Raw genomic sequence first — 25,168 nt, forward strand, 5'->3', positions numbered from 1 at the left:
TGCTGCAACCAAACAAACAAATTTGGCACAAAACGCCAAACCGATTATATAGCTCGACACACTGTTGAGTTCTCAAAGGACACCCGCGCTCGGGGACCGGGCCTGATGGCCGTCGCCCCAGGGCGTCAGAGTCGGCCTCACGAGGAGGCAACTCTCTTATGCTACGTGTACCGGAGAGCGGCGTCAAGCCTTACTCCGGGCGGCCGGATCTCCACCGAAGTGAAGTTCCTGGGCCGTCGCCCCCGGTCCGGATCCGCGTCCCTGGCCTGTCGGCCGGTCTCGCTCTCGTCCGTCCCGTCCTGGCGACATCGAGAAAGTTACAGGATGCTCCGGGGGCGTTTCACAGGGGGGTGCCCTTCCGGTGTTCTTGCAGGTCAACGGCCGATCAGGCCGCTCGGACCCGCACACCGGCCAGGTTGCGCTTCCCCCGGCGCACCACCAGCCAGCCGCCGTCGAGGACGTCACCGGCACCCGGTACCCACTCCTCGTCGACGATCTTGACGTTGTTGACGTACGCGCCGCCCTCCTTCACCGCGCGACGCGCGGCGCCCTTGCTGTCGGTCAGGCCGGTGGCGACGAGCAGGTCGACGATCGTGTCGGCCGGGCCGCCGTCGGCCGTCGGCACCTCGGCGAGCGCGGCGCCGAGGGTGGCCGCGTCCAGGTCGGTGAGCTCCGCCCGGCCGAACAGGGCCTGGCTCGCGGTCGTCACTTGCCTCGTCTGCTCCTCGCCGTGCACCAACGTCGTCAGCTCGGCGGCGAGACGCCGTTGCGCGCCACGCAGGTGCGGCTTCTCGGCCAGCTCGGTCTCCAGCGCTTCGATCTCGGCGCGGTCGAGGAAGGTGAAGAGCTTCAGGTAGGTGATCGCGTCGGCGTCGGCGACGTTCACGAAGTACTGGTACCAGGCGTACGGCGAGGTGCGGTCCGGGTCGAGCCAGACGTTGCCGCCCCCGGTCGACTTGCCGAACTTGCGGCCCTCGGAGTCGGTGACCAGCCGCAGGGTCAGCGCGTGGACGTGGTCACCGGTCACCCGACGGATGAGGTCGACACCGCCGACGATGTTGCCCCACTGGTCGGACCCACCGATCTGCAGCCGCACCCCGAGCTCGCGGTAGAGGTGCAGGTAGTCCTGGGCCTGCAGCAGCAGGTAGCTGAACTCGGTGTAGGATATCCCGTCGCCGGCGAGGCGACGCTTCACCGTGTCCCGCGAGATCATCGTGCTGACCGGGAAGTGCTTGCCGAGGTCGCGCAGGAACTCCAGGACCGTCTGCTGCCCGGTCCAGTCCAGGTTGTTGACGGCGGTGGCGCCGGTCGGCCCGTCGTCGAAGGAGACGAAGCGCTCCAGCTGTCCGCGGATCAGGTTCGTCCAGTCGGCCACGGTCGCGGCGTCGTTGAGCGTCCGCTCCCCCACGTCACGCGGGTCGCCGATCATGCCGGTCGCACCGCCCGCGAGGATCACCGGCCGGTGGCCGGCCTCCTGGAACCGGCGCAGCGTCAGCATCGGGATCAGGTGCCCGGCGTGCAGGCTGGACGCGGTCGGGTCGAACCCGGCATAGATCGACACCGGGTCGCCGGCGGCGAGCTCCTTCGCGAGCGCGTCGCGGTCGGTGCTCTGCGCGATCAGGCCGCGCCACTCCAGGTCGTCGAGGATGTCGGTACCCACGGTGCCCATCTTGGTCGGGCCGCCGCGGCGCGTGCACGCGGGTTCCTCAGGCGCTGCGACGACGGCGCGTCCCGGCCCGGTACGGGCTGACCGCGGGCGAGCCGTCGACCCAGTACCGCCACGGCAGCTCGGCCGCCGCGGCGACGCCCACCCGGGGTCCGGACCGGACGAGATCCGGACCGAGCGGGGTCCCCACTCGGAGCCGTACCCGGGAGGCCGGGTCGGTGACGTCGGTCCCGTCGTCCTCGCGACGCAGCCCGAGGAGCGCGGCCAGCCGTGCGGGTCCGCGGGCCAGGTCGGCGTCGCGACGGGCGGTGGGCCGGCGTTCCCGGGCCACCCCCGGGTCGGTGAGCAGCTCGCCGGCGCGCAGCAGCACCGCGCCCGGCTCGCCGTCGGGCAGGCAGGACACGTTCGCGCAGAAGTGCATGCCGTAGACGAAGTAGACGTACAGGTGGCCGGGCGGGCCGAACATCACCGCGTTGCGCGGGGTCCGGCCGCGGTAGCAGTGCGACGCGGGGTCGTCGCGGCCCCGGTAGGCCTCCACCTCGACCAGCCGCACCGCGACCGTGCCGTCGGGGGTGTCGGCCTCGAGGACGCAGCCGAGCAGGCGTCGCGCGGCGGGCAGGACGTCGACGGCCAGGGCGGACCGGTCCAGCAGACCGGCGGGGCCCGGCCGGTCGTCCCGGCCGGGCCCCGCCGTGTGGTCGTCGTCCGCCATCAGCGGCGCGCGAGCGCCAGCTGCATGCAGGTCACGACACCGGCCATGGCCTTCTCGACCTCGTCGAGCGGGGGCAGGGTCGGGGCGAGACGGATGGTCGCGTCCTGCGGGTCCTTGCCGTAGGGGTGCGTCGCACCGGCCGGGGTCAGGACGATGCCCGCCTCCTTGGCCAGGCGCACGACCTCCGAGGCGAGGCCGTCCGGGACGGTCAGGCTCACGAAGTAGCCGCCCTTCGGCTTCGTCCAGGACACGCCGTCGACGTCGGCGAACGCCTCGGTCAGCAGACGGTCGACCGCGGCGAACTTCGGGGCGATCAACTCGCGGTGCGCGGCCATGTGCGCACGCAGCCCGGCGGCGTCCTTCAGGAACAGCGCATGGCGGAGGTGGTTGACCTTGTCCGGGCCGATCGTCTTCTTCGACGCCAGCTTCAGCCACCAGTCGACGTTCGCCTGCGAGGCACCGAAGAACGCGACGCCCGCACCGGCGAGGGTGATCTTCGAGGTGGACCCGAAGACGAACGGCCGGTCCGGGTTGCCCGCCTCGGCCGCGAGCGCGAGGACGTCGGCGATCTCGATCTCCTCGGTGGTCAGGTGGTGCACCGCGTAGGCGTTGTCCCACATGATCCGGAAGTCCGGGGCGGCCGTCGGCATGGTGGCCAACCGGCGCACGACCTCGTCGGAGTAGACGACGCCGTCGGGGTTCGAGTACTTCGGCACGCACCAGATGCCCTTGATCGACGGGTCCTCGGCGACGAGCCGCTCGACCTCGTCCATGTCGGGGCCGTCGGCGGTCATACCGACGGTGACCAGGTCGATCCCCAGGCGCTCGCACACGCCGTAGTGCCGGTCGTAGCCGGGGACCGGGGCGATGAACGCCACGCGGCCGGCGTCGACCCAGCGGGTCGGGGCGCCGGGCAGCGCGGTCAGCAGCGCGTGCACGAGTGTGTCGTGCATGAGCTCGAGGCTGGAGTTGTTCGCCGCCACCAGCTGCCCGACCGGGACCTGGAGCGACGGCGCGAAGATCTCGCGCAGCTCGGGCAGACCCTGGCCGCCGCCGTAGTTGCGGGTGTCGGTGCCGTCGGCCGCGCGGAACTGTCCCGCGCCCGGCAGGCCGAGCAGCTCGTGGGACAGGTCCAGCTGCTGCGCGGACGGCTTGCCCCGCGTCAGGTCGAGCTTCAGGCCGGCGGCCTTGAGCTCCTCGTAGGCTGCGGCAGGGTCGGTCATGCGGTTCCTCCGGTGAACTCTCGCGCTGCTCCGACCGCGGTACGCAGGTCGGTGAGCTGCTCGGCGACCCGGTCGCCGGCCGTCCCACCGCGGGCGTTCCGCGACGCGATGGAGCCTTCCACGGTCAGTACGTCGCGGACACTCGGGTCCAGTGCCGGGTGCACGGCGGCCAGCTCGGCGTCGGTCAGGTCCTCCAGTCCGACGCCGCGGGCCTCGGCGGCGCGGACGCAGCCGCCCGCGGCCTCGTGGGCCACCCGGAACGGCACACCCTGCCGGACGAGCCACTCGGCGACGTCGGTGGCCAGGGTGAACCCGGCCGGGGCCAGCTCGGCGAGCCGCTCGGTGTGGAAGGTCAGGGTGGCCACCATCCCGGCGACCGCGGGGAGCAGGAGCTCCAGCTGCGCGACCGAGTCGAACAGCGGCTCCTTGTCCTCCTGCAGGTCCCGGTTGTAGGCCAGCGGGAGCCCCTTGAGGGTGGTCATGAGCCCGGCGAGGTTGCCGACCAGCCGGCCGGACTTCCCGCGCGCCAGCTCGGCGACGTCGGGGTTCTTCTTCTGCGGCATGATCGAGCTGCCGGTGGAGAACGCGTCGTCGAGGGTGACGTAGCCGAACTCGGCCGTCGCCCAGAGGATGATCTCCTCCGACAGCCGCGACAGGTCGACGCCGATCATCGCGAGGACGAACGCGGCCTCGGCGGCGAAGTCGCGCGCGGCGGTCCCGTCGATCGAGTTGGCCGAGGACCCGGTGAAGCCGAGCTCCGCGGCGACGGCCTCCGGGTCGAGCCCGAGCGAGGAACCGGCGAGCGCGCCCGAGCCGTACGGCGACCAGGCGCTGCGCCGGTCCCAGTCGGCCAGCCGGTCGACGTCGCGCAGCAGGGCCTGGGCGTGCGCGGCGAGCTGGTGGCCGAGCAGCACCGGCTGCGCGTGCTGCAGGTGCGTGCGGCCGGGCATCGGCGCGTCGGGGTGGGCCTGCGCCTGGTCGGCGAGTGCGTCGACGACGTCGAGCACGCCGGAGCCGACCCGCCGCACGGCGTCGCGCAGCCACATCCGGAACTGGGTGGCCACCTGGTCGTTGCGCGAGCGACCGGCCCGCAGCTTGCCGCCCAGGTCGGCCCCCGCCCGCTCGATCAGGCCGCGCTCCAGCGCGGTGTGCACGTCCTCGTCGCCCGGGTCGGGGCCGAACGCCCCGGAGGCGACGTCGGCGGCGAGCTCGTCGAGTGCCTTGTGCATCCCCGACAGCTCCTCGTCGGTCAGCAGACCGGCGCGGTGCAGGACCCGGGCGTGCGCCTTCGAGCCGCGGATGTCATAGGGGGCCAGTGCCCAGTCGAAATGGGTGGACTTCGACAGCGCCGCGAGCGCATCGGCCGGACCGGACGCGAACCGGCCACCCCACAGCGCTCCGCCTCCGGCGACCGCGCCCCGTCGGGGGTCCGCGTCGGTCATGTCGGGTCTCCTTCTCGTTCGTCGTGCGCCCCGGTGGCCGCGTGGGCCCTCCGGGACAGGTCCTGCAGCCGCTCGGCCAGCTCCGCCCCGGTGAGGGGCTCACGGGCGACGACGATGACCGTGTCGTCCCCGGCGATGGTGCCGACGACGTCGTGCAGTGCGGCCCGGTCGAGTGCGCTCGCGAGGTAGTGCGCCGCGCCCGGCGGGGTACGCAGGACGGCCAGGTTCCCACTCGCGTCGGCGGACACGAGCAGCTCCCCCAGCAACCGGGCCACCCGGCCGGTGCCGCCCTCGACCCCGCGCACCGGGCTGCCGTCCTCGGGGATGCGGTAGACCGGCTGCCCGCCGTCGGCGCCGCGCAGCTTCACCGCACCGAGCTCGTCGAGGTCCCGCGACAGCGTGGCCTGGGTCGTCTCGATGCCGTGCCGCTCGTGGAGCAGCCCGATGATCTCGACCTGGCTGCTCAGCTGGTGGTTCCAGATCACGTCGATGACGGCGGCCTGCCGTCGGGCCCGGTTGACCGGGTTCCTCCGGTCGCGGTCGGTCTCACCCATGCCGCAGGAGCCAGGCGAGCAGCGCCTTCTGCGCGTGCAGCCGGTTCTCGGCCTCGTCCCAGACGGCGCTGGCCGGGCCGTCGAGGACCTCGTCGGTGATCTCGTCGCCGCGGTGGGCCGGCAGGCAGTGCAGCACGATCGCGTCCGGTGCGGCGTGCTCCAGCAGGGCGGCGTTGACCTGGTACGGCCGGAACGGCGCGACCCGGTCCAGGCCGTCGTCCTCCTGGCCCATCGAGGTCCAGGTGTCGGTGACGACGACCTGGGCCCCCGCCACGGCGGCCACCGGCTCGGCGACGAGCGCGACCGAACCGCCGGTCTGCTCGGCCCGGGCCTTCGCGTCGCGCAGCACGTCGTCGTCGGGGGTGAACCCGGCGGGTGCGGCGATCCGCACGTGCAGCCCCGCGGTGGCCCCGCCGAGCAGCAGCGAGTGCGCGATGTTGTTCGCGCCGTCGCCGAGGTAGGTCAGGGTGAGCCCGGCGAGGCGGCCGAACCGCTCCCGCACGGTCTGCAGGTCCGCCAGGATCTGGCACGGGTGGAACGTGTCGGTCAGTGCGTTGACCACCGGCACGGTCGCCGCGGCGGCCATCTCCTCGATCCGCTCCTGGCCGCTGGTGCGCCACACGATCGCGTCGAGGTAGCGCGACAGCACCCGGGAGGTGTCGGAGATGGTCTCGCCGCGCCCGAGCTGGCTGGTGGTGCCGTCGAGGATGATCGCGGTACCGCCGAGCTGGGTGATCCCGGCCTCGAACGACACCCGGGTGCGGGTGGAGGACTTGTCGAACACGACCCCCACCGCGCGCGGACCGGCCAGCGGGCGCTCGGCGAAGAGGTCGGCCTTGAGCCGGTCGGCGAGATCGAGGACCTCGGCCTGCTCGGCCGGGGTCAGGTCGTCGTCCCGCAGCAGGTGGCGGACCATCAGCTCCCCTGCCCCTCGTGCTGGGCCGCGGCGGCGTCGAGGACCGCCGGGAAGGCCGTCAGGAACTCCTCGGCCTCGTCGTCGGTGAGGGTCAGGGCCGGGGCCAGCCGGAGCCGGTCCGGGGTGGCGTTGTTGATCAGGATCCCGGCGTCGCGGGCGGCCGCGGCGGTCTGCGCGGCGACCGGCGCGGTGAGGCCGATGCCGATGTGCAGGCCGGCGCCGGAGACGTCGCCGACGAGGGGGTGGCCAAGACCGTCGAGCCGGCTGCGGATCTCCTTGCCGAGCCGGTCGACGTGGCCGAGCAGACCCTCGGCCGCGACCGTGTCGAGCACGGCGAGCGCCGCGGCGCACGTCACCGGGTTGCCACCGAAGGTGGTGCCGTGCTGACCGGGCTCGAGCAGGGCGGCGGCGTCGCCGAGCCCGATGCAGGCGCCGATCGGGAGGCCGCCACCGAGGCCCTTGGCCAGGGTGACCACGTCCGGGAGGACGCCGTGCGCCTGGTGGGCGAACCAGTACCCGGTGCGGCCGATGCCGGTCTGCACCTCGTCGAGGACGAGCAGCGCGCCGCGCTCGGCGGTGATCCGCCGGGCCTGCGCCAGGTATCCCTCCGGCGGCACGATCACGCCGGCCTCGCCGAGGATCGGCTCCAGGAACACCGCGGCGGTCCGCTCGGTGACGGCGGCGTCGAGTGCGGCGACGTCACCGAACGGGACGTGCGTCACCCCGGCGGGCATCGGCTCGAACGGGGCCCGCTTGGCGGGCTGCCCGGTCAGCGCGAGCGCACCCATCGTGCGGCCGTGGAACGCGCCCTCACAGGCGATGATCTCCGGCCTGCCCGTCCGGCGGGCGATCTTGAAGGCGGCCTCGTTGGCCTCGGTGCCGGAGTTGCAGAGCAGGGTGCGGGCGTCGTCGCGGCCGAGCAGGGCCTGCAGCCGCTCCGCGAGCTGCAGCGCGGGCTCGGTGATGAAGAAGTTCGAGGTGTGGCCGAGGGTGCGGACCTGCTCGGACACCGCCTCGACGACGGCCGGGTGCGCATGCCCGAGCGCGTTGACCGCGATCCCGGCATACAGGTCCAGGTAAGCGCGACCCTCGGCGTCCCACACCCGGGCGCCCTCGCCGCGGACCAGGGTCAGCGGCGGGATCCCGTAGTTGTTCATCAGGGCGGCCTGCCACCGCTGCGCGTGCGTGCTCATGTCGTTCCCCCAGCCGTGGCACCGGGCGCGTCCGGCAGCACCATCGTGCCGACGCCCTCGTGCGTGAACACCTCGAGCAGGACCGAGTGCGGCACCCGCCCGTCGATCACATGGGCCTGTCCGACGCCCGAGCGCACGGCGCGCAGGCAGGCCTCCATCTTCGGGGCCATGCCGCTCTCCAGGCGGGGCAGCATCGGCTCCAGCTGGTCCGCCGTCAGCGAGGTGATGATCGACTCCGGGTCGGGGTAGTTCGCGTAGAGACCCTCGACGTCGGTGAGCACCACGAGCTTCGCGGCGTCCAGCGCACCGGCCAGCGCCGCGGCGGCGCTGTCGGCGTTGATGTTGTGGACCTGGCCGTCGGCGTCCGGCGCGACCCCCGCGACGACCGGGATGCGGCCTGCGGCGATGATGTCGAGCACCGCGTCCGGGTTGACCTTCGTGACGTCGCCGACCAGGCCGATGTCGACGGGCTCGCCGCCAACCAGCGCGGTGCGCTTCTCGGCGGTGAACAGTCCTGCGTCCTCCCCGGACAGGCCGACGGCGAACGGCCCGTGGACGTTGATCAGCCCGACGAGCTCCCGCCCGACCTGGCCGAACAGCACCATCCGGACGATCTCCATCGTCTCCGGGGTGGTGACGCGCAGGCCTCCGCGGAACTCGCCGGGCATGCCGAGCCGCTTCAGCATGGCCGAGATCTGCGGCCCGCCGCCGTGCACGACGACCGGGTGGATGCCGGCGAGCCGCAGGAACACCATGTCCCGGGCGAAGGCCTGTTTCAGCTCCTCGTCGATCATGGCGTTCCCGCCGTACTTGACGACGACGATCCGGCCGTGGAACCGCTGCAGCCAGGGCAGCGCCTCGGCGAGCACGCCCGCCTTCTCCCCCGCCCGCTTCAGCCGGGCCGGGGTCTCCGGGGACGGCGCGATCTGCGGCTGGGGCAGCGCGTCCGGGGCGACCGGCTCAGGAGGAGTAGGCACTGTTCTCCTCCACGTAGGCGTGTGACAGGTCGGTGGTCCTGATCTCGGCGGTGTGCCCCTCGGCCCCGCCGGACAGGCCCAGCCCGACCTCGATCAGGATGTCCTTCCCGGACAGGTCGCAGTCGGCCCGGTCCCCGGCCACGGCCGCGCCCTTGCACAGCAGCACGCCGTTGATCGTGACGTCGAGGTGCTCGGGGTCGATCTCGGCGTCGGCGTACCCGGCGGCGGCCGCGACCCGGCCCCAGTTGGGGTCGGATCCGAACATCGCGGTCTTCACCAGGGAGTCGCGGGCGATCGTGCGGGCGACGGTCACCGCGTCGTCCTCGGACGCGGCGCCGGTGACCCGCACGGTGATGCGCTTGGTGACACCCTCGGCGTCGGCCTGCATCTGCTCGGCGAGGTCACGGCACACGCGGGTGAGCGCGGCGGTGAACACCGCCGGGTCGGCCTCGACGCCGGACGCGCCGGAGGCCAGCACCAGCACGGTGTCGTTGGTGGACATCGAGCCGTCGACGTCGAGCCGGTCGAAGCTGTAGCGGACGGCCTCGCGCAGCGCGGCGTCGAGCGTCGCCCGGTCGAGCACCGCGTCGGTGGTGAGCACGCTGAGCATGGTCGCCATCGACGGGGCGATCATCCCGGCGCCCTTGGTCGTACCCCCGACGGTCCAGCCGGCCGGATCGGTGACGACGGACTCCTTCGGGACGGTGTCGGTCGTCATGATCGCGCCGGCGACGGCGGACCCGGCCTCGGGCCCCGCCGCCAGCTCCCCGGCCGCCGTCCGGACCCCGGCGAGCAGGGTCTCCCTCGGGAGCTGCTCGCCGATCAGGCCGGTGGAGCACACGGCGACGTCGATCGCGCCGCAGCCGAGCACCCCGGCGGCCTCCTCCGCGGTGGCGTGCGCCGTCTGGAAGCCCTCGGCCCCGGTGCAGGCGTTCGCCCCGCCGGAGTTGAGGACGACCGCGCGCAGCGAGCCGGTGGTCAGCACCTGCTGCGACCACAGGACGGGAGCGGCCTTGACCTTGTTGCGGGTGAAGACCCCGGCGGCCTCGGTGCGCGGGCCGTCGTTCACCACGAGCGCCAGGTCGGCCCGCCCGGACTTCTTGATCCCGGCGGCGATCCCGGCGGCCCGGAAGCCCTTCGCTGCGGTCACGCTCACGGTGCCACTCCCGTCGTCGGCAGGCCGGTGGTCTCGGGCAGACCGAGGGCCAGGTTCATGCACTGGACGGCGCCGCCCGCGGTGCCCTTGGTCAGATTGTCGATCGCGGAGACGACGACGAGGCGGCCCGCGTCGGCGTCGACGGTGACCTGCAGCGCGACGTTGTTGGAGCCCAGCGTCTGCGCGGTGGTGGGCCACTGGCCCTCCGGCAGCAGGTGCACGAACGGCTCGTCGGCGTAGGCCTTCTCGTAGACCGACCGGACCGCGGCCGCATCGGTCGCCGGGTCGGCCAGCAGGGCCGAGCAGGAGGCGAGGATGCCGCGCGGCAGCGGCGCGAGCACCGGGGTGAAGCTGACCGAGACGGGCGAGCCGAGCGCGGTGGACAGGTTCTGCGCGATCTCGGGAGTGTGCCGGTGCACGCCGCCGACGCCGTACGCCGACAGCGACCCCATGACCTCCGCGCCCAGCAGGTGCGGCTTGACCGACTTGCCCGCACCGGAGATGCCGGTGACCGCGGTGATCACGACCTCGGGGGTGACCAGGCCGGCGACCAGCGCGGGGACCAGCGCGAGGCTGGTCCCGGTCGGGTAGCAGCCGGGCACCGCGACGCGCCGGGTGCCGGTCAGCGCCGCCCGGGCGCCGGGCAGCTCGGGCAGCCCGTAGGGCCAGTGCCCGGCGTGCTCGCCGCCGTACCACCGGTCCCAGGCGGCCGGGTCGGTCAGGCGGTGGTCCGCCCCGCAGTCCACGACGAGCGTGTCCGGCCCCAGCTGCGCCGCCAGCTCGGCGGACTTGCCGTGCGGCAGGGCCAGGAACACCGCGTCGTGTCCGGCGAGGTTCTCCGCCGTGCTCTCGCCCAGGACGCGGTCCGCGAGCGGGGTCAGGTGCGGCTGGTGCTCGCCCAGACGCGTGCCCGCGTTCCCGCCGGCCGTGAGGGCGCCGATCTCCACCTCGGGATGTGCGAGCAGCAGCCGGAGGAGCTCTCCCCCGGCGTAGCCACTGGCTCCCGCCACTGCGATGCGTACCACGTGGATGAGTATGCACGGCCACGCAAAGCCATGCAATCGGGATTCGCGATCGCGACCGAGCGGGGCGGAACCGGGCCCGGCCAGCGTGTGCGACGCCTAGTTTCCCGCGGGTGCGGCGACGGGTGACACGCGGGGTGGGACCGGGCGCGGGCACGCCTGCCCGGGAACGGTCGGCGACCCTGACGGCGGCGGTCACCGGGGTGGTCACGGCGGTGCTCGCGGGGCTGCTCGGCGGGTGCGCGTCGACCGTGGCCGGGACGCCGTGGCCCACCGGGCAGGGGCCGGCGCTGCCCTCGACCGCGGCGGCGCCGGTGGAGCCCACGCGGCGGCCGCCGACGTCGTTCACGGTGCCGGGGCCGCTGTCGAACGGGCCGCTCGCCGCCCCGACCACCGACGGCCGTCCGATGACGACGGTCCCGCCCGTGCCGGTTCCGCCCTCGTCCGGTCTCCCCGACGGCGGGGACGGGACGGCCCGCACGGTGCCGCCCGTGCCGGTCGGGGACGGTGCGTCCCGCGTCCCGGACGGCCGGCCCCGGCCCGCACCGGACGCGGCGCGCGCCGCTCCCACGCGGGCCGCCGCGCCGGCCGCCGCACCGGCCCCGCTGACCTCCGACGTGGTGGCCGACGAGTGCCTGCTCGACCGTGCGGCGCTGACCGGGTTGCTGGGCGGCCCACCGGTCGCGCCGGCGACGAACGCCGTGGTCACCCGCACCGACGGCACCCGCACCCGGGCCTGTTTCGCGCTCGCCGACGGCGTGACGGTGTCGGTGAACGCCTACACGACCAACCGGAGCACGCCCGCCGGCTACGTCGCCGCCGCTCGGCACGGCAGCGCGGTGACCGGGCTCCCGGCGGGGACCTCGGCGACGGTGCTCGACACCGTCGCCGGGCCGACCCTGCAGCTGGCCACCGCCCGGTACCTGGTGACGGTGGCGGTCGCGGGGCGGACCCCGTCCCGGGACCAGTGGCGGGCCGCGGCGGTCGCCGCCGCCGCGGCGGTCCCGCGCTGAGCCGGCCGGGGCCGGCTCGGCACGGACCGCTGCGGGCTCAGCGCAGCGCGGCCCCGTGCCGGGCCGTGGCCTCGGCGACCGCCGCGTCGCGGGCGGCGTTCGCCTCCTCGCTGGTCAGCGTGCGGTCCGAGGCGCGCAGGCGCAGCGAGAACGCCAGTGAACGGCGCCCCTGTCCGACCTGGTCACCGGTGTAGACGTCGAACAGCCGCACCGACTCCAGCAGCTCCCCCGCGCCCGCGGTGAGCGCGTCGGCGAGGTCCGCCGCCGGGACCGCCTCGTCGGCGACCAGCGCGACGTCCACCGCGACCGGCGGGAACGCCGACACCCGCGGCACGGGCAGGTTCTCCCGCAGCGGGATCGCGTCGAGGTCGATCTCGGCCGCGGCGGTGCGGGCCGGCAGCCCCAGCGCCTCGACGACCTTGGGGTGCAGCTCACCGGCGTACCCGACGACGGTGTCGGTCCCGGCCGCGTCGACCAGGACGAGCTCGGCGCATCGGCCGGGGTGCCACGGTGCCCGCTCGGCGCGGCGCGGCCGCAGCTCCACCCCGGCGGCGGCGCCGGTCAGCCGGGCCGCCTCGACGGCGTCGGACCAGGACGCCGGACGACCCGGGCCCCACCAGCCACGCGGCTCACGGTTCCCGGCGAGGACGATCCCGACGTGCACGGGCTGGTCGGGCAGCGCGGCGCGCAGGGCCGCGTACTCGTCGTCGGAGGGACGGCCGGTGACGGCCGGGTCGGGCATCGCGGGGGTGGTCTCCCCCGGCTGCACGACCTGCGCGATCGCGTACAGCGCGAGGTCCTCGGCTCCGCGGGAACGGTTGCGCACCAGCATGTCGAGCAGGCCGGGGAGCAGGGTCGTCGCGAGCCGGGACCGCTCGGCGTCGAGCGGGTTGGTGACGGCGACGGTGCGGCGACGCTCGTCGTCGGCGGCCAGGCCCAGGTCGTCCCAGACGCTGTCGGAGACGAACGGGAACGGCAGCACCTCGACGTGGCCCGCCTCGGCGAGGGCTCGCGACACCGCGCGACGGCGCTGCTGGGCGGCGGTCAGGCCACGCCCGGCCGGGGCGGCGGGCAGCACCGACGGGATGGCGTCGTAGCCCTCCAGCCGCAGTACCTCCTCCACCAGGTCGGCGGCCATGGTGAGGTCCGGGCGCCAGGTCGGCGGGGTCGCGACGACGACGCCCTCCCCGCCGGCGCCGGTGTCCAGGGAGATCGCGCAGCCGACCTGGGTCAGGCGCCGCACGGTGGCCCCGCGCGGGTACTCCACCCCGGCGACGCGGTCGGGCATCGACAGCGGCATCCGCACGCTCGCGACGGCGGGGACACCACCGGAGTCGGTGCGCCCGTCGGCGAGGGTCCCGCCGCCGAGCTCGACGAGCAGCTGGGCGGCGCGCTCGGCCGCGACCGGCGGCAGCGCCGGGTCCACGACCCGCTCGAACCGTTTGGACGCCTCGCTGGGCAGCTTGTGCCGGCGCGCGGCGCGCGCGATCACCGGCGGCGAGAAGTGCGCGGCCTCCAGCAGGACGTCGACCCGGGCGCCGTCGGCGAGGTCCTCGGGCGCGGGGATCTCGGTGGACGCCCCGCCCATCACGCCGGCGAGCCCGATCGGGCCGGAGTCGTCGGTGATGAGCAGGTCGTCGGGGTCCAGGGTGCGGGTCTGGCCGTCGAGGGTCTGCAGCTTCTCCCCCGTCGTCGCGCGGCGGACCTCGATGGCGCCGCTCAGCCGGGACGCGTCGTAGGCGTGCAGCGGCTGGCCGAGGTCGAGCATCACGAAGTTGGTGACGTCGACGACCAGCGAGATCGGACGCATTCCGGCCGAGAGCAGTGCACGCTGCATCCACCACGGGCTGGGCGCGGCCGGGTCGACGCCGTCGACCCGCCGCGCGACGAACCGCGGGCAGGCGTCGGTGTCGGCGAGCCGGACCGGCCAGGCGTCGCCGGTGGCGTCCGGGACGGCGACCCGGGTGACCGGGTCGGTGTAGTCGGCGTCGAGCGAGGTCGCGAGCTCGCGGGCGAGGCCGCGGACGGCGAAGCAGTAGCCCCGGTCCGGGGTGACGGCGAGCTCGACGACGGGCTCGGTGAGCCCGAGGACCTCCAGCGCGTCGTCGCCGGGCTCGGCGGTGCCCGGCGGGAGCACGAGGATGCCGCCGGTGTCGGCGCCGAGGCCGAGCTCCTTCGCCGAGGCGATCATGCCGTCGGAGACCTTGCCGTAGGTCGTCCGCTGGGCGATCGCGAAGTCGCCGGGGAGCACGGCGCCCGGCTCGGTGACGACGACGAGGTCGCCGACGGCGAAGTTTCGGGCACCGCACACCACGTAGCGGTGACGTGCTCCTTCGAAGCCCACCCGGCAGTACCGGATCGGCTTCTTGAACTCGGTGAGCTCCTCGATCTCCTGCACGCGGGCGACGGTCACCGGCCCGGTGATCGCGGGGGCCGGGTGGATGTCCTCGACCTCCAGCCCGACCCGGACGAAGGCGTCGCCGATCGCCTCGGGCCCGGCGGGCAGCGCCGCCGGGTCGATGTGCCGGGCGAGCCAGGACGCGGACACTCGCACTGCTCAGAACTCCTCGTGTGGAAGCGGGGTGGGCCGGGTCAGACGCCGAACGCGGTCGAGAAGCGGACGTCGCCCTCGACCATGTCCCGCATGTCCGGGATGCCGTTGCGGAACATGAGGGTCCGCTCGATGCCCATGCCGACGGCGAACCCGGAGTACACCTCGGTGTCGACGCCGCAGGCGCGCAGGACGTTCGGGTTGACCATGCCGCAGCCGCCCCACTCGACCCAGCCGGGGCCGCCCTTCTTCTGCGGGAACCACAGGTCCACCTCGGCCGAGGGCTCGGTGAACGGGAAGTACGACGGTCGCATGCGGGTCCCGGCCTCGGGGCCGAACACCGCGCGGGCGAACGCGTCGAGCGTCCCCTTGAGGTGGGCCATCGTCAGCCCGCGGTCGACGGCGAGGCCCTCGACCTGGTGGAACACCGGGGTGTGGGTGGCGTCGAGCTCGTCGGTGCGGAAGGTCCGGCCCGGGCAGGCGACGTAGACCGGCAGTTCGCGCTCCAGCAGCGACCGGACCTGGACCGGCGAGGTGTGCGTGCGCAGCACCGTGCCCGAGTCCTGCCCGCGCTCGGGGTCACCCAGGTAGAAGGTGTCCTGCATGGTGCGGGCCGGGTGGTCCTTGCCGAAGTTCAGCGCGTCGAAGTTCAGCCACGACGCCTCGACCTCGGGGCCCTCGGCGACCTCCCAGCCCATCCCGACGAAAATGTCGGCGATCCGCTCGGACAGCTGGGTGATGGGGTGGCGCGCGCCGGGCGGGCGGCGGTCCCAGGGCAGGGTGACGTCGACGGTCTCCTCGGCCAGCACCCGGGAGTCGCGCTCGGCGAGCAGGACCTCGCGGCGCGCGTCGAACGCGGCCTGGGCCTCCACGCGGGCGGCGTTGACCCGCTTGCCGGCGTCGGCGCGTTCGGGACCGGGCAGCTGCCCCAGCGACCGGCGCGCCATCGGGATCGGGGCGCGGTCGCCGAGGTGCGCGGGCTTCACCGCGGCCAGCGCGTCGAGGTCGCCCGCCTCGTCGAACGCCGTGCGGGCGGCCTCCACCGCGGCCTTCAGTACATCCGGGTCGAGAGGGCTCGCCGTGTCGTTCTCACTCATGGTGCCCACGATCGTAGAGGGCGGCCGCGAGCGGGTTTCAGCCGCGCGCCGGGGGCAGCTGCGGGGCGACGCCCGCGCGGGCCGCGACCGTCGCGTACAGGCAGATCGCCGCGGCGGTGGCGAGGTTCAGCGACTCGGCCCGGCCGTGGATCGGGACGCGGACCCGGTGGTCGGCGGCGTCGTGCACCTCGGCCGACGGACCGTGCGCCTCGCTGCCGAGGATCCAGGCGACCGGCCCGGCGAGGGTCGGGGTGACGGCGGGGTCGTGCAGGTCCACCTCGCCGTGCCCGTCGGCGACGAGCGTGGTCAGCCCGGCCGCCCGGCACATCTCGACGACGGCGGGGGCGTCCCGGTCGCGGGCCAGCGGCAGGTGGAACACGCTGCCGGTGGAGGCCCGGACGGCCTTCCCGTTGTGCGGGTCGACGGTGTCCCCGGCGAGGAGGACCGCGTCGCAGCCGGCTGCGTCGGCGACCCGGATCACGGTGCCGACGTTGCCGGGGTCGGAGATGCCGTCGCAGACGGTGACGAAGCCGGGGACCCCGGCCAGCGCGGCGGACACCGGCACGTCGAGCAGGTCGCAGACGGCGACGAGCCCCTGCGGGGTGACCGTCTCCGACAGTGCCGCGGCGGCCTTCTCGGTCACCGGGGACACCCGGGCGCCGGAGCGCTCCGCGGCCTCGACCAGCTCGGGGTGACGCGCGGCGGCGACGGCGGTGACGAACAGCTCGTGCACCGTGACGGCGTCGAGGGCCTCACGGACGGCCTGGGCCCCCTCGACGAGGAAACGCCCGGCCCGATCGCGCCCCGCGCGTCGCAGCAGCTTGCGTGCCGCTGCGACGCGGGGAGTGCGTTCGGTACCGGGCGTGGAGTCCGCGGAGCGCTCACCGGCGCTGCGCGACTCGATGTCGCCCCGGGTCACCTCAGGCCGCGGAGCCCTGCTCGGTGCCGACCGGCAGGTTCTCCTTCGCCACCGCGACGAGCGCGGCGAAGGCGGCCGGGTCGCTCACGGCGATCTCGGCGAGGTTCTTGCGGTCGACCTCGACACCGGCGGCCTTGAGGCCCTGGATGAACCGGTTGTAGGTCATGTCGTTCGCGCGGGCCGCGGCGTTGATGCGGGTGATCCACAGCTGCCGGAAGTCGCCCTTGCGCGCGCGACGGTCCCGGTAGGCGTAGTTCATCGAGTGGAGCATCTGCTCCTTGGCCTTGCGGTACAGCCGCGAGCGCTGCCCGCGGTAGCCGGCGGCCGACTCGAGCGTGGTGCGGCGCTTCTTCTGGGCGTTCACGGAGCGCTTCACGCGTGCCATGGGGTATCTCCTGGGGCTTCTCCGGCACTACCGCGGTGGGGGTGCGGCGTGCCGGGTTCGTGAAAGGGGCGGAAGGTCAGTGACCGAGCAGCTTCTTGACGCGCTTCACATCGGCCTTGGCGAGCTCGACGGTGCCCGACAGGTCACGCTTCTCCTTGCGCGACTTGACCTCGAGACGGTGCCGCAGCCCGGCCTGCTGGCGCATGAGCTTGCCGCCACCGGTGATGCGGACGCGCTTCGCGGTCCCCTTGTGCGTCTTGTTCTTCGGCATGACGTATCCGTTCGATGTCGGCCCCCGAGGTTCCGGGGGGTCGGTGCGGGTACTGCGTGTCCCTCCCGTGCCCGGCGGCGGCCGGACACGGGAGTGGGACCTCACGCCTCGGCGTCTGCCGGGGCGTCGGAGCTGGCTGCGGCCGTCGTCTTGCGCGAGACCGGCTTCTTCGTCGGCGCCAGCACCATCGTCATGTTGCGGCCGTCCTGTTTCGGAGCGGCCTCGACGACGGCCATGTCACCGATGTCCTCGGCCAGGCGCTGGAGCAGGCGGTAGCCCAGCTCGGGACGCGACTGCTCGCGACCACGGAACATGATCGTGACCTTGACCTTGTTGCCGCCTTCGAGGAAGCGGATGACGTGACCGCGCTTCGTCTCGTAGTCGTGCTTGTCGATCTTCGGCCGGAGCTTCTGCTCCTTGATCACGGTGAGCTGCTGGTTGCGCCGGGACTCCCGGGCCTTCTGCGCGCTCTCGTACTTGAACTTTCCGTAGTCCATGAGCTTGCAGACCGGCGGGCGGGCCTGGCCGGCGACCTCGACGAGGTCGAGGTCGGCGTCCTGGGCCAGCTTGAGGGCGTCCTCGATGCGCACGATCCCGACCTGCTCGCCGTTCGGGCCCACGAGGCGGACCTCGGGCACGCGGATGCGGTCGTTGATGCGGGGCTCTGTGCTGATGGGGTCTCCTGAGTGACTCGCTGTGTCGCTACTACCTGCTGCGCCGGCGACGACAAGCGAAGACCCGTTGATCGGCCCGTGGCAGAATTCTGCCGCGAAGCCGGACCATGGACCCGGACACCGTCACAATCACGGCGCGGGTGGGAGCGGGGCTCCACTTGACGCCCGGAACACACGTGACAACGCGATCCCGGGTGGTCGCATTCCCGAGGGTAACAGGCCGCCGGTGCGCCGGGAACGCGGGGTCGGGCCGGGACCTGCGCGGACCCGACCCGGGGCGGGGCTCAGCCCGCGCTGGCCGCCTTGGCCCGGCTGCGCCGTGCGGTCGTCGACCGGCCCGCGCCCGCAGTCCCCGTGCCGCTTCCGTTGCCCTTCGACGACGCGGCCCGCCGCCGGGCCGGCGTGACCGGCGTGTGGTCCGGGGTGACCAGGTCACGCAGGAACCGGCCGGTGTGGCTGTCGGGGTGCGCCGCGATCTGCTCCGGTGTCCCCTGCGCCACCACGGTGCCACCGCCGGAGCCGCCCTCCGGGCCCATGTCGATGACCCAGTCCGAGGTCTTGATGACGTCGAGGTTGTGCTCGATCACGATCACCGTGTTGCCCTTGTCCGCCAGCCCCTGGATGACGGCGAGGAGCTTGCGGATGTCCTCGAAGTGCAGGCCGGTGGTCGGCTCGTCGAGGATGCAGACGGTGCGGCCGTTGCTGCGCTTCTGCAGCTCGCTGGCGAGCTTGACCCGCTGGGCCTCACCGCCGGACAGCGTCGGCGCAGGCTGCCCGAGCCGGACGTAGCCGAGACCGACGTCGACCAGGGTCCGCAGGTAGCGGGCGATCGAGGTGATCGGTTCGAAGAACTCGGCGGCCTCCTCGATCGGCATGTCCAGGACGTCGGCGACGGTCTTGCCCTTGTAGTGGACCTCCAGGGTCTCCCTGTTGTACCGGGCGCCCTTGCAGACCTCGCACGGCACGTAGACGTCCGGCAGGAAGTTCATCTCGATCTTGATCGTGCCGTCGCCGGTGCATGCCTCGCAGCGGCCACCCTTGACGTTGAAGGAGAAGCGACCCTCGGCGTAGCCGCGGACCTTCGCCTCGGTGGTCGCGGCGAACAGCTTGCGGACCTTGTCCCACACGCCGGTGTAGGTCGCCGGGTTGGACCGCGGGGTCCGACCGATCGGCGACTGGTCGACCCGGACGAGCTTGTCGAGCTCGTCGACGCCGTTGATCCGGGTGTGCCTGCCGGGGACCTGGCGGGCGCCGTTGAGCCGGTTCGCCAGCACCGTGGCGAGGATGTCGTTGATCAGCGTCGACTTGCCGGACCCGGAGACCCCGGTGATCGACACCAGGCCGCCGAGCGGGATGTCGACGTCGATGCCGCGCAGGTTGTGCTCCCGGGCACCGACGATGGTCAGCCTGCGGTCGTGGTCGAGCACGCGGCGCTCGGGCAGCGGGATCGACTTGCGCCCGGACAGGTAGGCGCCGGTCAGCGAGGTGTCGTGCGACTCCAGGTCGGCGATGGTGCCCGAGTGCACGACGCGGCCGCCGTGCTCGCCGGCGCCGGGGCCGATGTCCACCGCCCAGTCCGAGGCGCGGATGGTGTCCTCGTCGTGCTCGACGACGATCAGCGTGTTCCCCAGCTCCTTGAGCCGGGTCAACGTGTCGATCAGCCGCCGGTTGTCGCGCTGGTGCAGCCCGATCGACGGCTCGTCGAGCACGTAGAGGACCCCGACCAGGCCGGAGCCGATCTGGGTGGCCAGCCGGATGCGCTGCGCCTCGCCACCGGACAGCGTGCCCGCGGCGCGGTCCAGCGACAGGTAGTCCAGCCCGACGTCGAGCAGGAAGCCCAGCCGGGCCTGCACCTCCTTGAGCACCGCACCGGCGATCACCGCCTGCCGGTCGTCGAGCACCATGCCGTTCAGGAACCGTGAGCACTCGGCCACCGACATGTTCGACACCTGTGCGATCGACCGCTCCCCCAGGTCGCGGTGCGGCAGGGTCACCGACAGCACCTCGGGACGCAGCCGGGCGCCGTTGCAGGCCGGGCAGGGGATGTCGCGCATGTAGCCCTCGTAGCGCTCCCGCTGCGACTCGGACTCGGTCTGCTCCAGGCGACGCTCGAGGAACGGCATCACGCCCTCGAAGTTGGCGTAGTACGAGCGCTCGCGGCCGTAGCGGTTGCGGTAGCGCACGTGGACCTGGTCGTCGCTGCCGTGCAGGACCGCCTTCTGCGCGGCGGCGGGGAGCTTGCGCCAGGGGGTGTCCATCCGGAACCCGACCGCGGTGGCCAGGCCGGACAGCAGCCGGCCGAAGTACTCCGCGTTGTGCCCGGACGACCAGGGCGCGATGGCGCCGTCGCCGAGGGACAGGTCCGGGTCGGGGACGACCAGCTCCGGGTCGACCTCCTTCTTGATGCCGATGCCGGAGCAGGCCGGGCAGGCGCCGTAGGGCGAGTTGAAGGAGAAGGTGCGGGGCTCGAGGTCGTCGACGGCGAGGGTGTGCCCGTTCGGGCAGGCCATCTTCTCGGAGAAGCGGCGCTCGCGCTGCGGGTCGTCGTCGGGCAGGTCCACGAAGTCCAGCACGACCAGGCCGTCGGCCAGCCGCAGCGCGGTCTCCACCGAGTCGGTGAGGCGCTGCTTGGCCGTCGCCTTCACCGAGAGCCGGTCGACGACGACGGCGATGTCGTGCTTCTCCTGCTTCTTCAGCTTCGGCGGGTCCGACAGCGGGTGGACCGTGCCGTCGACGAGGACGCGGGAGTAGCCCTGGGCCTGCAGGTTCCCGAACAGGTCGACGAACTCGCCCTTGCGGGTCCGCACGACCGGCGCGAGCACCTGGAAGCGGCTGCCCTGCTCCATCTCCAGCACCTGGTCGACGATCTGCTGCGGGGTCTGCTTCTCGATCCGCTCGCCGCAGGTCGGGCAGTGTGGGATGCCGGCGCGCGCGTAGAGCAACCGCAGGTAGTCGTGGATCTCGGTGATCGTGCCGACCGTCGAGCGCGGGTTGCGGTTGGTCGACTTCTGGTCGATCGAGACCGCCGGGGACAGGCCCTCGATGAAGTCCACGTCGGGCTTGTCCATCTGCCCGAGGAACTGGCGCGCGTACGCCGAGAGGGACTCGACGTAGCGCCGCTGCCCCTCCGCGAAGATCGTGTCGAACGCGAGGCTGGACTTGCCCGACCCGGACAGCCCGGTGAAGACGATCATGCTGTCGCGGGGCAGGTCGATGTCGATGCCCTGCAGGTTGTGCTCGCGCGCGCCGCGCACGACCAGCTTCGGCCCCTCCGGGACCGGCGACGCGCCCGGGGACAGGGCGGTGCCGGCGTCGCGGCGGTCGGTGCTGTGGTCGCTCACGTTGCGCGCCTCCTGGGGTGGCGGTGCCGTCCGGGTCGGACCCGGTTGTGACGCCCGCGGGCTGACGGACATTCCCGGACCGGGCACCCGTGGCCGGTGAGGTTCGTCCCCTCGTCCGCCGTCGATGCTAGGTGCGGCCCCCGACAGGAACCCGGTGAGCGGGGCCCGGCGGTGGTCCGGCGCGGTGGATGCACCTCGGTACGCGCCGGTCGGTCCACCGCGCACGGTACTCGCACGCCTGTTCGATCCGTCAGCGGCCCCGTGCGTGCGACCGGCGGGTTCTCCCCACCGCGGGATGTCGGGGCAGGCCGCTACCCTCCCGCTCGTGGACGTCCTGGAGAACTACACTGGTCACACCGACCCGGGCGGCGCGGCCATCCGCCGCGACCTCGAGCGGCTGAGCATCAGCAAGATCTCGGTCGGCGAGATGGACAACAACGCCTACCTGCTCGTGTGCAAGCAGAGCAACGAGGCACTGCTGATCGACGCGGCGGCCGAGCCGACCCGCATCGCCGACCTCATCGGCGCCGCGGACGAGCGCCCGGACCTGCGCCACCTGGTCACCACCCACCGCCACGCCGACCACTGGCAGGCGCTGGGCGCGATCGCGGGCATGTTCGAGCCACGGCTGATCGCCCACCCGCTGGACGCCCCGGAGCTCCCCGCCCCGATGGACGAGTTCGTCGAGCACGGCGACACGATCGCCTTCGGTGAGATCGAGCTGGAGGTCATCCACCTGCGCGGGCACACGCCGGGCTCGGTGGCGCTGCTCTACCGCGGGGAGGACCGGCCGCACCTGTTCACCGGGGACAGCCTGTTCCCGGGCGGGCCGGGCAAGACCTGGTCGGCGGAGGACAACACGCAGCTGATCAGTGACCTCGAGGAGCGGGTGTTCGACCGGCTCGACGACGACACCTGGTTCTACCCGGGCCACGGTGACGACTCGACGCTCGGGGCGGAGCGGCCGAGCATCCCCGAGTGGCGGTCACGGGGCTGGTGACCCTCGGGGTCACGCCGGGCCGCTGCGGGCGTAGCGGCCCGGTGTGACACCGACCAACCGCACGAACCGGCGGTGCAGGTGGGCCTGGTCGTGGAACCCCACCGCCGCGGCGGCCGCGGCCGGCGGCGTCCCGTCCAGCAGCAGCGCCCGCGCCCGCTCGACGCGGCGGGCGTCGAGGTAGCGGTGCGGCGGGAGCCCGAAGCGGCGCGAGAAGGTGCGTACCAGGTGGCCGGGGTGGGCGTGCAGCAGCCGCCCGGCCTCGGCGAGGGTCACGCCGTCGACGAGCCGGGAGTCGAGCAGGTCCCGCAGCCGGCCGGCCAGGTCCGTCGGCGGCACCGGGCCGGGCCCGGCGGTCGGGTCCAGGTGCCGGGCGAGACGTTCGGCGACGAGTGCGAGACGGCTCTCGGCGTGCAGCTCCTCCCCAGGTACCGCCAGCGCGCGGTGCAGCTCGTCGAGCCTGCGGCGCAGGAGGGGGTCGGCCACCCCCGGCCGGTCGACCGCGGGGCCGACCAGCCCGTCCGTCCCGGACGCCCCCGGGTCGAGCGCGGCGGGGTCGAGGTAGAGGACCCGCTTGCGGAAACCGGAGCCGCCCGCCGCGCGTCCGTCGTGCGCGACCAGCGGCGGCAGCAGCGTCACCGGGGCCTCCTCGGTCCCGTGCGGTCGCCGGTCCAGGTCGTAGCGCACGGCGCCGTCGTCGACGATCAGGACCGTCCACGTGGAGTGCGTGTGCAGCGGGTACCGGTGCCGAACGAAGCGAGCGTGCAGCACCTCCGTGATGCCCGGCACGCGCTGCGGCCGCCAGGCGGTGACGGCCTCGCCCACCGCCCGCGAACCGGTTCCGGACATGTGCGGAACGTACAAGAGTGCGGGGGTCCTGCCGTCCGAGGATCGACGGCGTGACCGAGACCGCCCTGCTCCCCGCCTCCCCCGCCCGCCCCGCCACCAAGATCGCCGTTGTGCTGCGTGACGACCTGCTCGGCTGGCAGGTCGCGAACGTGACGGCCTTCCTCGCCGCCGGGGTCGCCGCGGGCGTCCCCGAGCTGATCGGCGAGCCCTACACCGATGCCGACGGCACCGCCTACCTGCCGACCCTCGGTCTGCCGGTGCTCGTGCGCGCCGGGGACGCGACGACGCTCGCGACCTGCCGGGCCCGGGCGGTCGGCCGCGGACTGCCGGTGGCGGTGTTCACCTCCGCGATGTTCGGCACCGGCAACGACCACGACAACCGTGCGGTGGTCGCGGCGGCCCGGGCCGAGGAGCTCGATCTGGTCGGGCTGGCGCTGCACGGGCCGCGCAACGCCGTCGACAAGATCCTCAAGGGGACGACGACCCATCCGTGACGGCCGGTGCGGCCAGCCCGGCGTCGTCGAACAGCTCCCGCCAGCGCGCCGCCGGCAGCCGGTCCAGCGGCCGGTCGGCCGACGCCCACGCCGCGGCGACCGCGTCGGGCAGCAGGTCCGCGCCGACCAGCCCGGCGTCGGTGAGCTCGGCGAGCAGCTGCGGCACGCGGTGCCCGCCCACCCGGGCGACGGCGGCGTCCCAGTCGGCGCGGGTGAGCGGACGGTCGCGGTCGAGCAGCGCGTTGACGGTGATCTCGTACAGGGCCTGGCTCACGTCGCCAGGATGCCCCCTCAGCCCAGCTCCTCCAGCGCGAGCCCGGTGGAGCGCGGGCCGAGCAGGCCGACGTCGAGGCAGAGCAGCACGATGAGCCCCGCGGCGCCGCCGAACACCGCGATCGGCCCGGCCGTGGCCAGCAGCGGGACGGCGACGAACGGGAGGAACGCCGACGTCGCGCGGGACAGCGAGTAGGCGATCCCGCCCGCGGTGGAGCGGATCGTCGTCGGGAAGATCTCGGCCTGGTAGATGTGGAACGCGTTGGAGAACACGTTGCTCACCGCGGTCAGCGCGAACCCGGAGCCGACGATCACCAGCGGGGTCACCCCGGCCGCGAACACGATGCCGAGCACTCCGATCGCCAGCGCCGAGGCGATGATCAGCCACTTCCGTTCGAACCGTTCGACCAGCGGGACCGAGGCGAGCGAGCCCAGCGGGTACCCGGCGAAGCTCAGCGCGGCGTAGCCGAGGGACTCGGTGACGTCGAAGCCCTTGGCCACCAGGACCAGCGGCGCGAGCGTGCCGAAACCGTAGTAGGCGACGGTCTGGAGCACCTGGAAGATCAGGAGCATCACCGTGCGGGTGCGGTAGACCCCGCTGAACGCGATCCGCAGCACCGCGACGGTCGAGCCGGCCCGCGGCTCCCCCGAGTCGGCCGTGGACACCTCCCCCTCGACCGGGGCGCCGGCCCGCCGGGCCACGTCCGCCGCGACGGCGGCGGCCTCCTCGCGCCGCCCGTGGGCGACCAGCCAGCGCGGGGACTCGGGCAGCACGAGGCGCAGCACCAGTACGAAGAACGCGCCCAGCCCCCCGGCGACGAGCAGCCAGCGCCAGCCGTCGACGCCCGCGATGGACTGCGCCGCGACGAGCCGGCCGCCGAGCAGCGCGGCCACCGGCACCCCGAGGAACCCGACGGTGTACGCCCACGCCGTCCAGCGGCCGCGCACCCGCCGGGGCAGGAACTCCGCCAGGTAGGTGTCCACGAGCACCAGCTCGGCGCCCAGCCCGAGGCCCGCGAGGAAGCGCAGGACCAGGAACGTCTCCAGGTTCGGGGAGAACGCCGCCGCCACCGAGAACAGCGAGTAGGTGAGCAGGTTCAGCAGGAACACGGTGCGCCGGCCGAACCGGTCGGCCGCGATCGACAGCAGGACCGCGCCGACGAACATCCCGAGGAAGCCCGACGACACCACCGCCGCCTTGCCGGCCGAGCCGAGTGCCCACTCGCGGGCGAGGATCGGGGCCAGCACGCCACCGAGGAACACCTCGTACAGGTCGAAGAACGACCCGATCCCCACCAGGACGACCAGCCGTCGGTGCCATCCCGACAGCGGCAGCGACTCCAGCACCGCCGCGGGTCCGCTCGTGGCCGTCCCGGGCCGGGCCTCCGTCATCGCTGCCCCCTCACCGTCGTTGGCCTTGCTCACCATTGCACATCGCAACGC

The 25,168-nt window shown here is 73.6% G+C and carries 23 protein-coding genes; 3 read left to right on the top strand and 20 right to left on the bottom strand.

All coding sequences use genetic code 11. The annotated features are described in order from the left end of the window. Positions 1-385 precede the first annotated feature (385 nt). Genes tyrS through argC form a run of 10 tightly spaced genes read right to left on the bottom strand, consistent with a single transcriptional unit; the run spans position 386 to position 10,870 of the window. A complete protein-coding gene (gene tyrS, locus FVA95_RS15690; protein ID WP_161992323.1) occupies positions 386-1,660 on the bottom strand; it encodes a tyrosine--tRNA ligase in 1,275 nt (424 codons plus the stop codon). A 46-nt stretch (positions 1,661-1,706) separates the two neighbouring features. After that, a complete protein-coding gene (locus FVA95_RS15695; RefSeq protein ID WP_149664902.1) occupies positions 1,707-2,378 on the bottom strand; it encodes a DNA-3-methyladenine glycosylase in 672 nt (223 codons plus the stop codon). Continuing rightward, entirely contained in the window at positions 2,378-3,601 is a 1,224-nt protein-coding gene (locus FVA95_RS15700) for an aminotransferase class I/II-fold pyridoxal phosphate-dependent enzyme (RefSeq protein WP_149664903.1), read from the bottom strand. Before FVA95_RS15700 ends, FVA95_RS15695 begins: the two co-directional genes overlap by 1 nt. After that, complete coding sequence (gene argH, locus FVA95_RS15705; protein ID WP_149664904.1) at positions 3,598-5,043, bottom strand: argininosuccinate lyase; 1,446 nt, start codon at positions 5,041-5,043, stop codon at positions 3,598-3,600. Before argH ends, FVA95_RS15700 begins: the two co-directional genes overlap by 4 nt. Beyond that, a complete protein-coding gene (locus FVA95_RS15710; protein ID WP_020623717.1) occupies positions 5,040-5,597 on the bottom strand; it encodes an arginine repressor in 558 nt (185 codons plus the stop codon). Before FVA95_RS15710 ends, argH begins: the two co-directional genes overlap by 4 nt. Continuing rightward, the gene (argF, locus tag FVA95_RS15715) at positions 5,590-6,513 is read right to left on the bottom strand and encodes an ornithine carbamoyltransferase (protein WP_149664905.1); all 924 of its coding nucleotides are present in this window, start codon (positions 6,511-6,513) and stop codon (positions 5,590-5,592) included. Before argF ends, FVA95_RS15710 begins: the two co-directional genes overlap by 8 nt. Further along, the gene (locus tag FVA95_RS15720) at positions 6,513-7,706 is read right to left on the bottom strand and encodes an acetylornithine transaminase (protein ID WP_149664906.1); all 1,194 of its coding nucleotides are present in this window, start codon (positions 7,704-7,706) and stop codon (positions 6,513-6,515) included. Before FVA95_RS15720 ends, argF begins: the two co-directional genes overlap by 1 nt. Beyond that, positions 7,703-8,632, bottom strand: coding sequence for an acetylglutamate kinase (gene argB / locus FVA95_RS15725; protein ID WP_043278065.1), 930 nt, complete (start codon positions 8,630-8,632; stop codon positions 7,703-7,705). Before argB ends, FVA95_RS15720 begins: the two co-directional genes overlap by 4 nt. Positions 8,633-8,666: 34 nt before the next feature. Continuing rightward, complete coding sequence (argJ, locus tag FVA95_RS15730) at positions 8,667-9,839, bottom strand: bifunctional glutamate N-acetyltransferase/amino-acid acetyltransferase ArgJ (RefSeq protein WP_164514868.1); 1,173 nt, start codon at positions 9,837-9,839, stop codon at positions 8,667-8,669. After that, entirely contained in the window at positions 9,836-10,870 is a 1,035-nt protein-coding gene (gene argC, locus FVA95_RS15735) for an N-acetyl-gamma-glutamyl-phosphate reductase (protein ID WP_161992325.1), read from the bottom strand. The genes argJ and argC overlap by 4 nt, the downstream gene beginning before the upstream one ends. Before the next feature lie 116 nt (positions 10,871-10,986). Here argC and FVA95_RS15740 point away from each other — a divergent pair, with 116 nt between their 5' ends. Beyond that, positions 10,987-11,874: a hypothetical protein gene (locus FVA95_RS15740; RefSeq protein ID WP_149664908.1), complete on the top strand. Its 888-nt coding sequence runs from the start codon at positions 10,987-10,989 to the stop codon at positions 11,872-11,874. A gap of 37 nt (positions 11,875-11,911) precedes the next feature. On the opposite strand, the gene pheT is transcribed toward FVA95_RS15740, so the two are convergent. From pheT to uvrA, 7 genes are all read right to left on the bottom strand, one after another. Then, complete coding sequence (gene pheT / locus FVA95_RS15745; RefSeq protein ID WP_149664909.1) at positions 11,912-14,428, bottom strand: phenylalanine--tRNA ligase subunit beta; 2,517 nt, start codon at positions 14,426-14,428, stop codon at positions 11,912-11,914. A 38-nt stretch (positions 14,429-14,466) separates the two neighbouring features. After that, complete coding sequence (pheS, locus tag FVA95_RS15750) at positions 14,467-15,522, bottom strand: phenylalanine--tRNA ligase subunit alpha (protein ID WP_149664910.1); 1,056 nt, start codon at positions 15,520-15,522, stop codon at positions 14,467-14,469. A gap of 37 nt (positions 15,523-15,559) precedes the next feature. Then, positions 15,560-16,441, bottom strand: a complete 882-nt coding sequence (locus tag FVA95_RS15755; RefSeq protein WP_368667329.1) for a TrmH family RNA methyltransferase — start codon at positions 16,439-16,441, stop codon at positions 15,560-15,562. A gap of 1 nt (position 16,442) precedes the next feature. After that, the gene (rplT, locus tag FVA95_RS15760; RefSeq protein ID WP_020623392.1) at positions 16,443-16,826 is read right to left on the bottom strand and encodes a 50S ribosomal protein L20; all 384 of its coding nucleotides are present in this window, start codon (positions 16,824-16,826) and stop codon (positions 16,443-16,445) included. Between the two features lie 76 nt (positions 16,827-16,902). After that, a complete protein-coding gene (gene rpmI / locus FVA95_RS15765; protein ID WP_020623393.1) occupies positions 16,903-17,097 on the bottom strand; it encodes a 50S ribosomal protein L35 in 195 nt (64 codons plus the stop codon). A 101-nt stretch (positions 17,098-17,198) separates the two neighbouring features. Then, positions 17,199-17,735 (bottom strand): translation initiation factor IF-3, encoded by a 537-nt coding sequence (infC, locus tag FVA95_RS15770; protein WP_020623394.1) that lies wholly within the window; start codon positions 17,733-17,735, stop codon positions 17,199-17,201. A gap of 320 nt (positions 17,736-18,055) precedes the next feature. Then, positions 18,056-21,070: an excinuclease ABC subunit UvrA gene (gene uvrA, locus FVA95_RS15775; protein WP_149664931.1), complete on the bottom strand. Its 3,015-nt coding sequence runs from the start codon at positions 21,068-21,070 to the stop codon at positions 18,056-18,058. A 367-nt stretch (positions 21,071-21,437) separates the two neighbouring features. On the opposite strand from uvrA, the gene FVA95_RS15780 reads away from it, so the two are divergent. Then, positions 21,438-22,112, top strand: coding sequence for an MBL fold metallo-hydrolase (locus tag FVA95_RS15780; protein ID WP_149664911.1), 675 nt, complete (start codon positions 21,438-21,440; stop codon positions 22,110-22,112). 9 nt (positions 22,113-22,121) lie between these two features. Here the strand turns inward: FVA95_RS15780 and FVA95_RS15785 are convergent, their stop codons facing one another. Further along, a complete protein-coding gene (locus tag FVA95_RS15785; RefSeq protein WP_149664912.1) occupies positions 22,122-22,958 on the bottom strand; it encodes an AraC family transcriptional regulator in 837 nt (278 codons plus the stop codon). Between the two features lie 50 nt (positions 22,959-23,008). Here FVA95_RS15785 and FVA95_RS15790 point away from each other — a divergent pair, with 50 nt between their 5' ends. Next, complete coding sequence (locus FVA95_RS15790; protein ID WP_240051529.1) at positions 23,009-23,452, top strand: DUF2000 domain-containing protein; 444 nt, start codon at positions 23,009-23,011, stop codon at positions 23,450-23,452. Here FVA95_RS15790 and FVA95_RS15795 read toward each other — a convergent pair. Both FVA95_RS15795 and FVA95_RS15800 read right to left on the bottom strand, forming a co-directional pair. Further along, a complete protein-coding gene (locus FVA95_RS15795) occupies positions 23,427-23,726 on the bottom strand; it encodes a hypothetical protein (protein WP_149664913.1) in 300 nt (99 codons plus the stop codon). The two genes, FVA95_RS15790 and FVA95_RS15795, sit on opposite strands and share 26 nt — an antisense overlap. A gap of 17 nt (positions 23,727-23,743) precedes the next feature. Then, the gene (locus FVA95_RS15800) at positions 23,744-25,150 is read right to left on the bottom strand and encodes an MFS transporter (protein WP_240051530.1); all 1,407 of its coding nucleotides are present in this window, start codon (positions 25,148-25,150) and stop codon (positions 23,744-23,746) included. Between the last annotated feature and the right edge of the window lie 18 nt (positions 25,151-25,168).

Origin of the sequence: Pseudonocardia sp. EV170527-09 (genome assembly GCF_008369905.1) — a bacterium.
Classification (GTDB): Bacteria; Actinomycetota; Actinomycetes; order Mycobacteriales; family Pseudonocardiaceae; genus Pseudonocardia.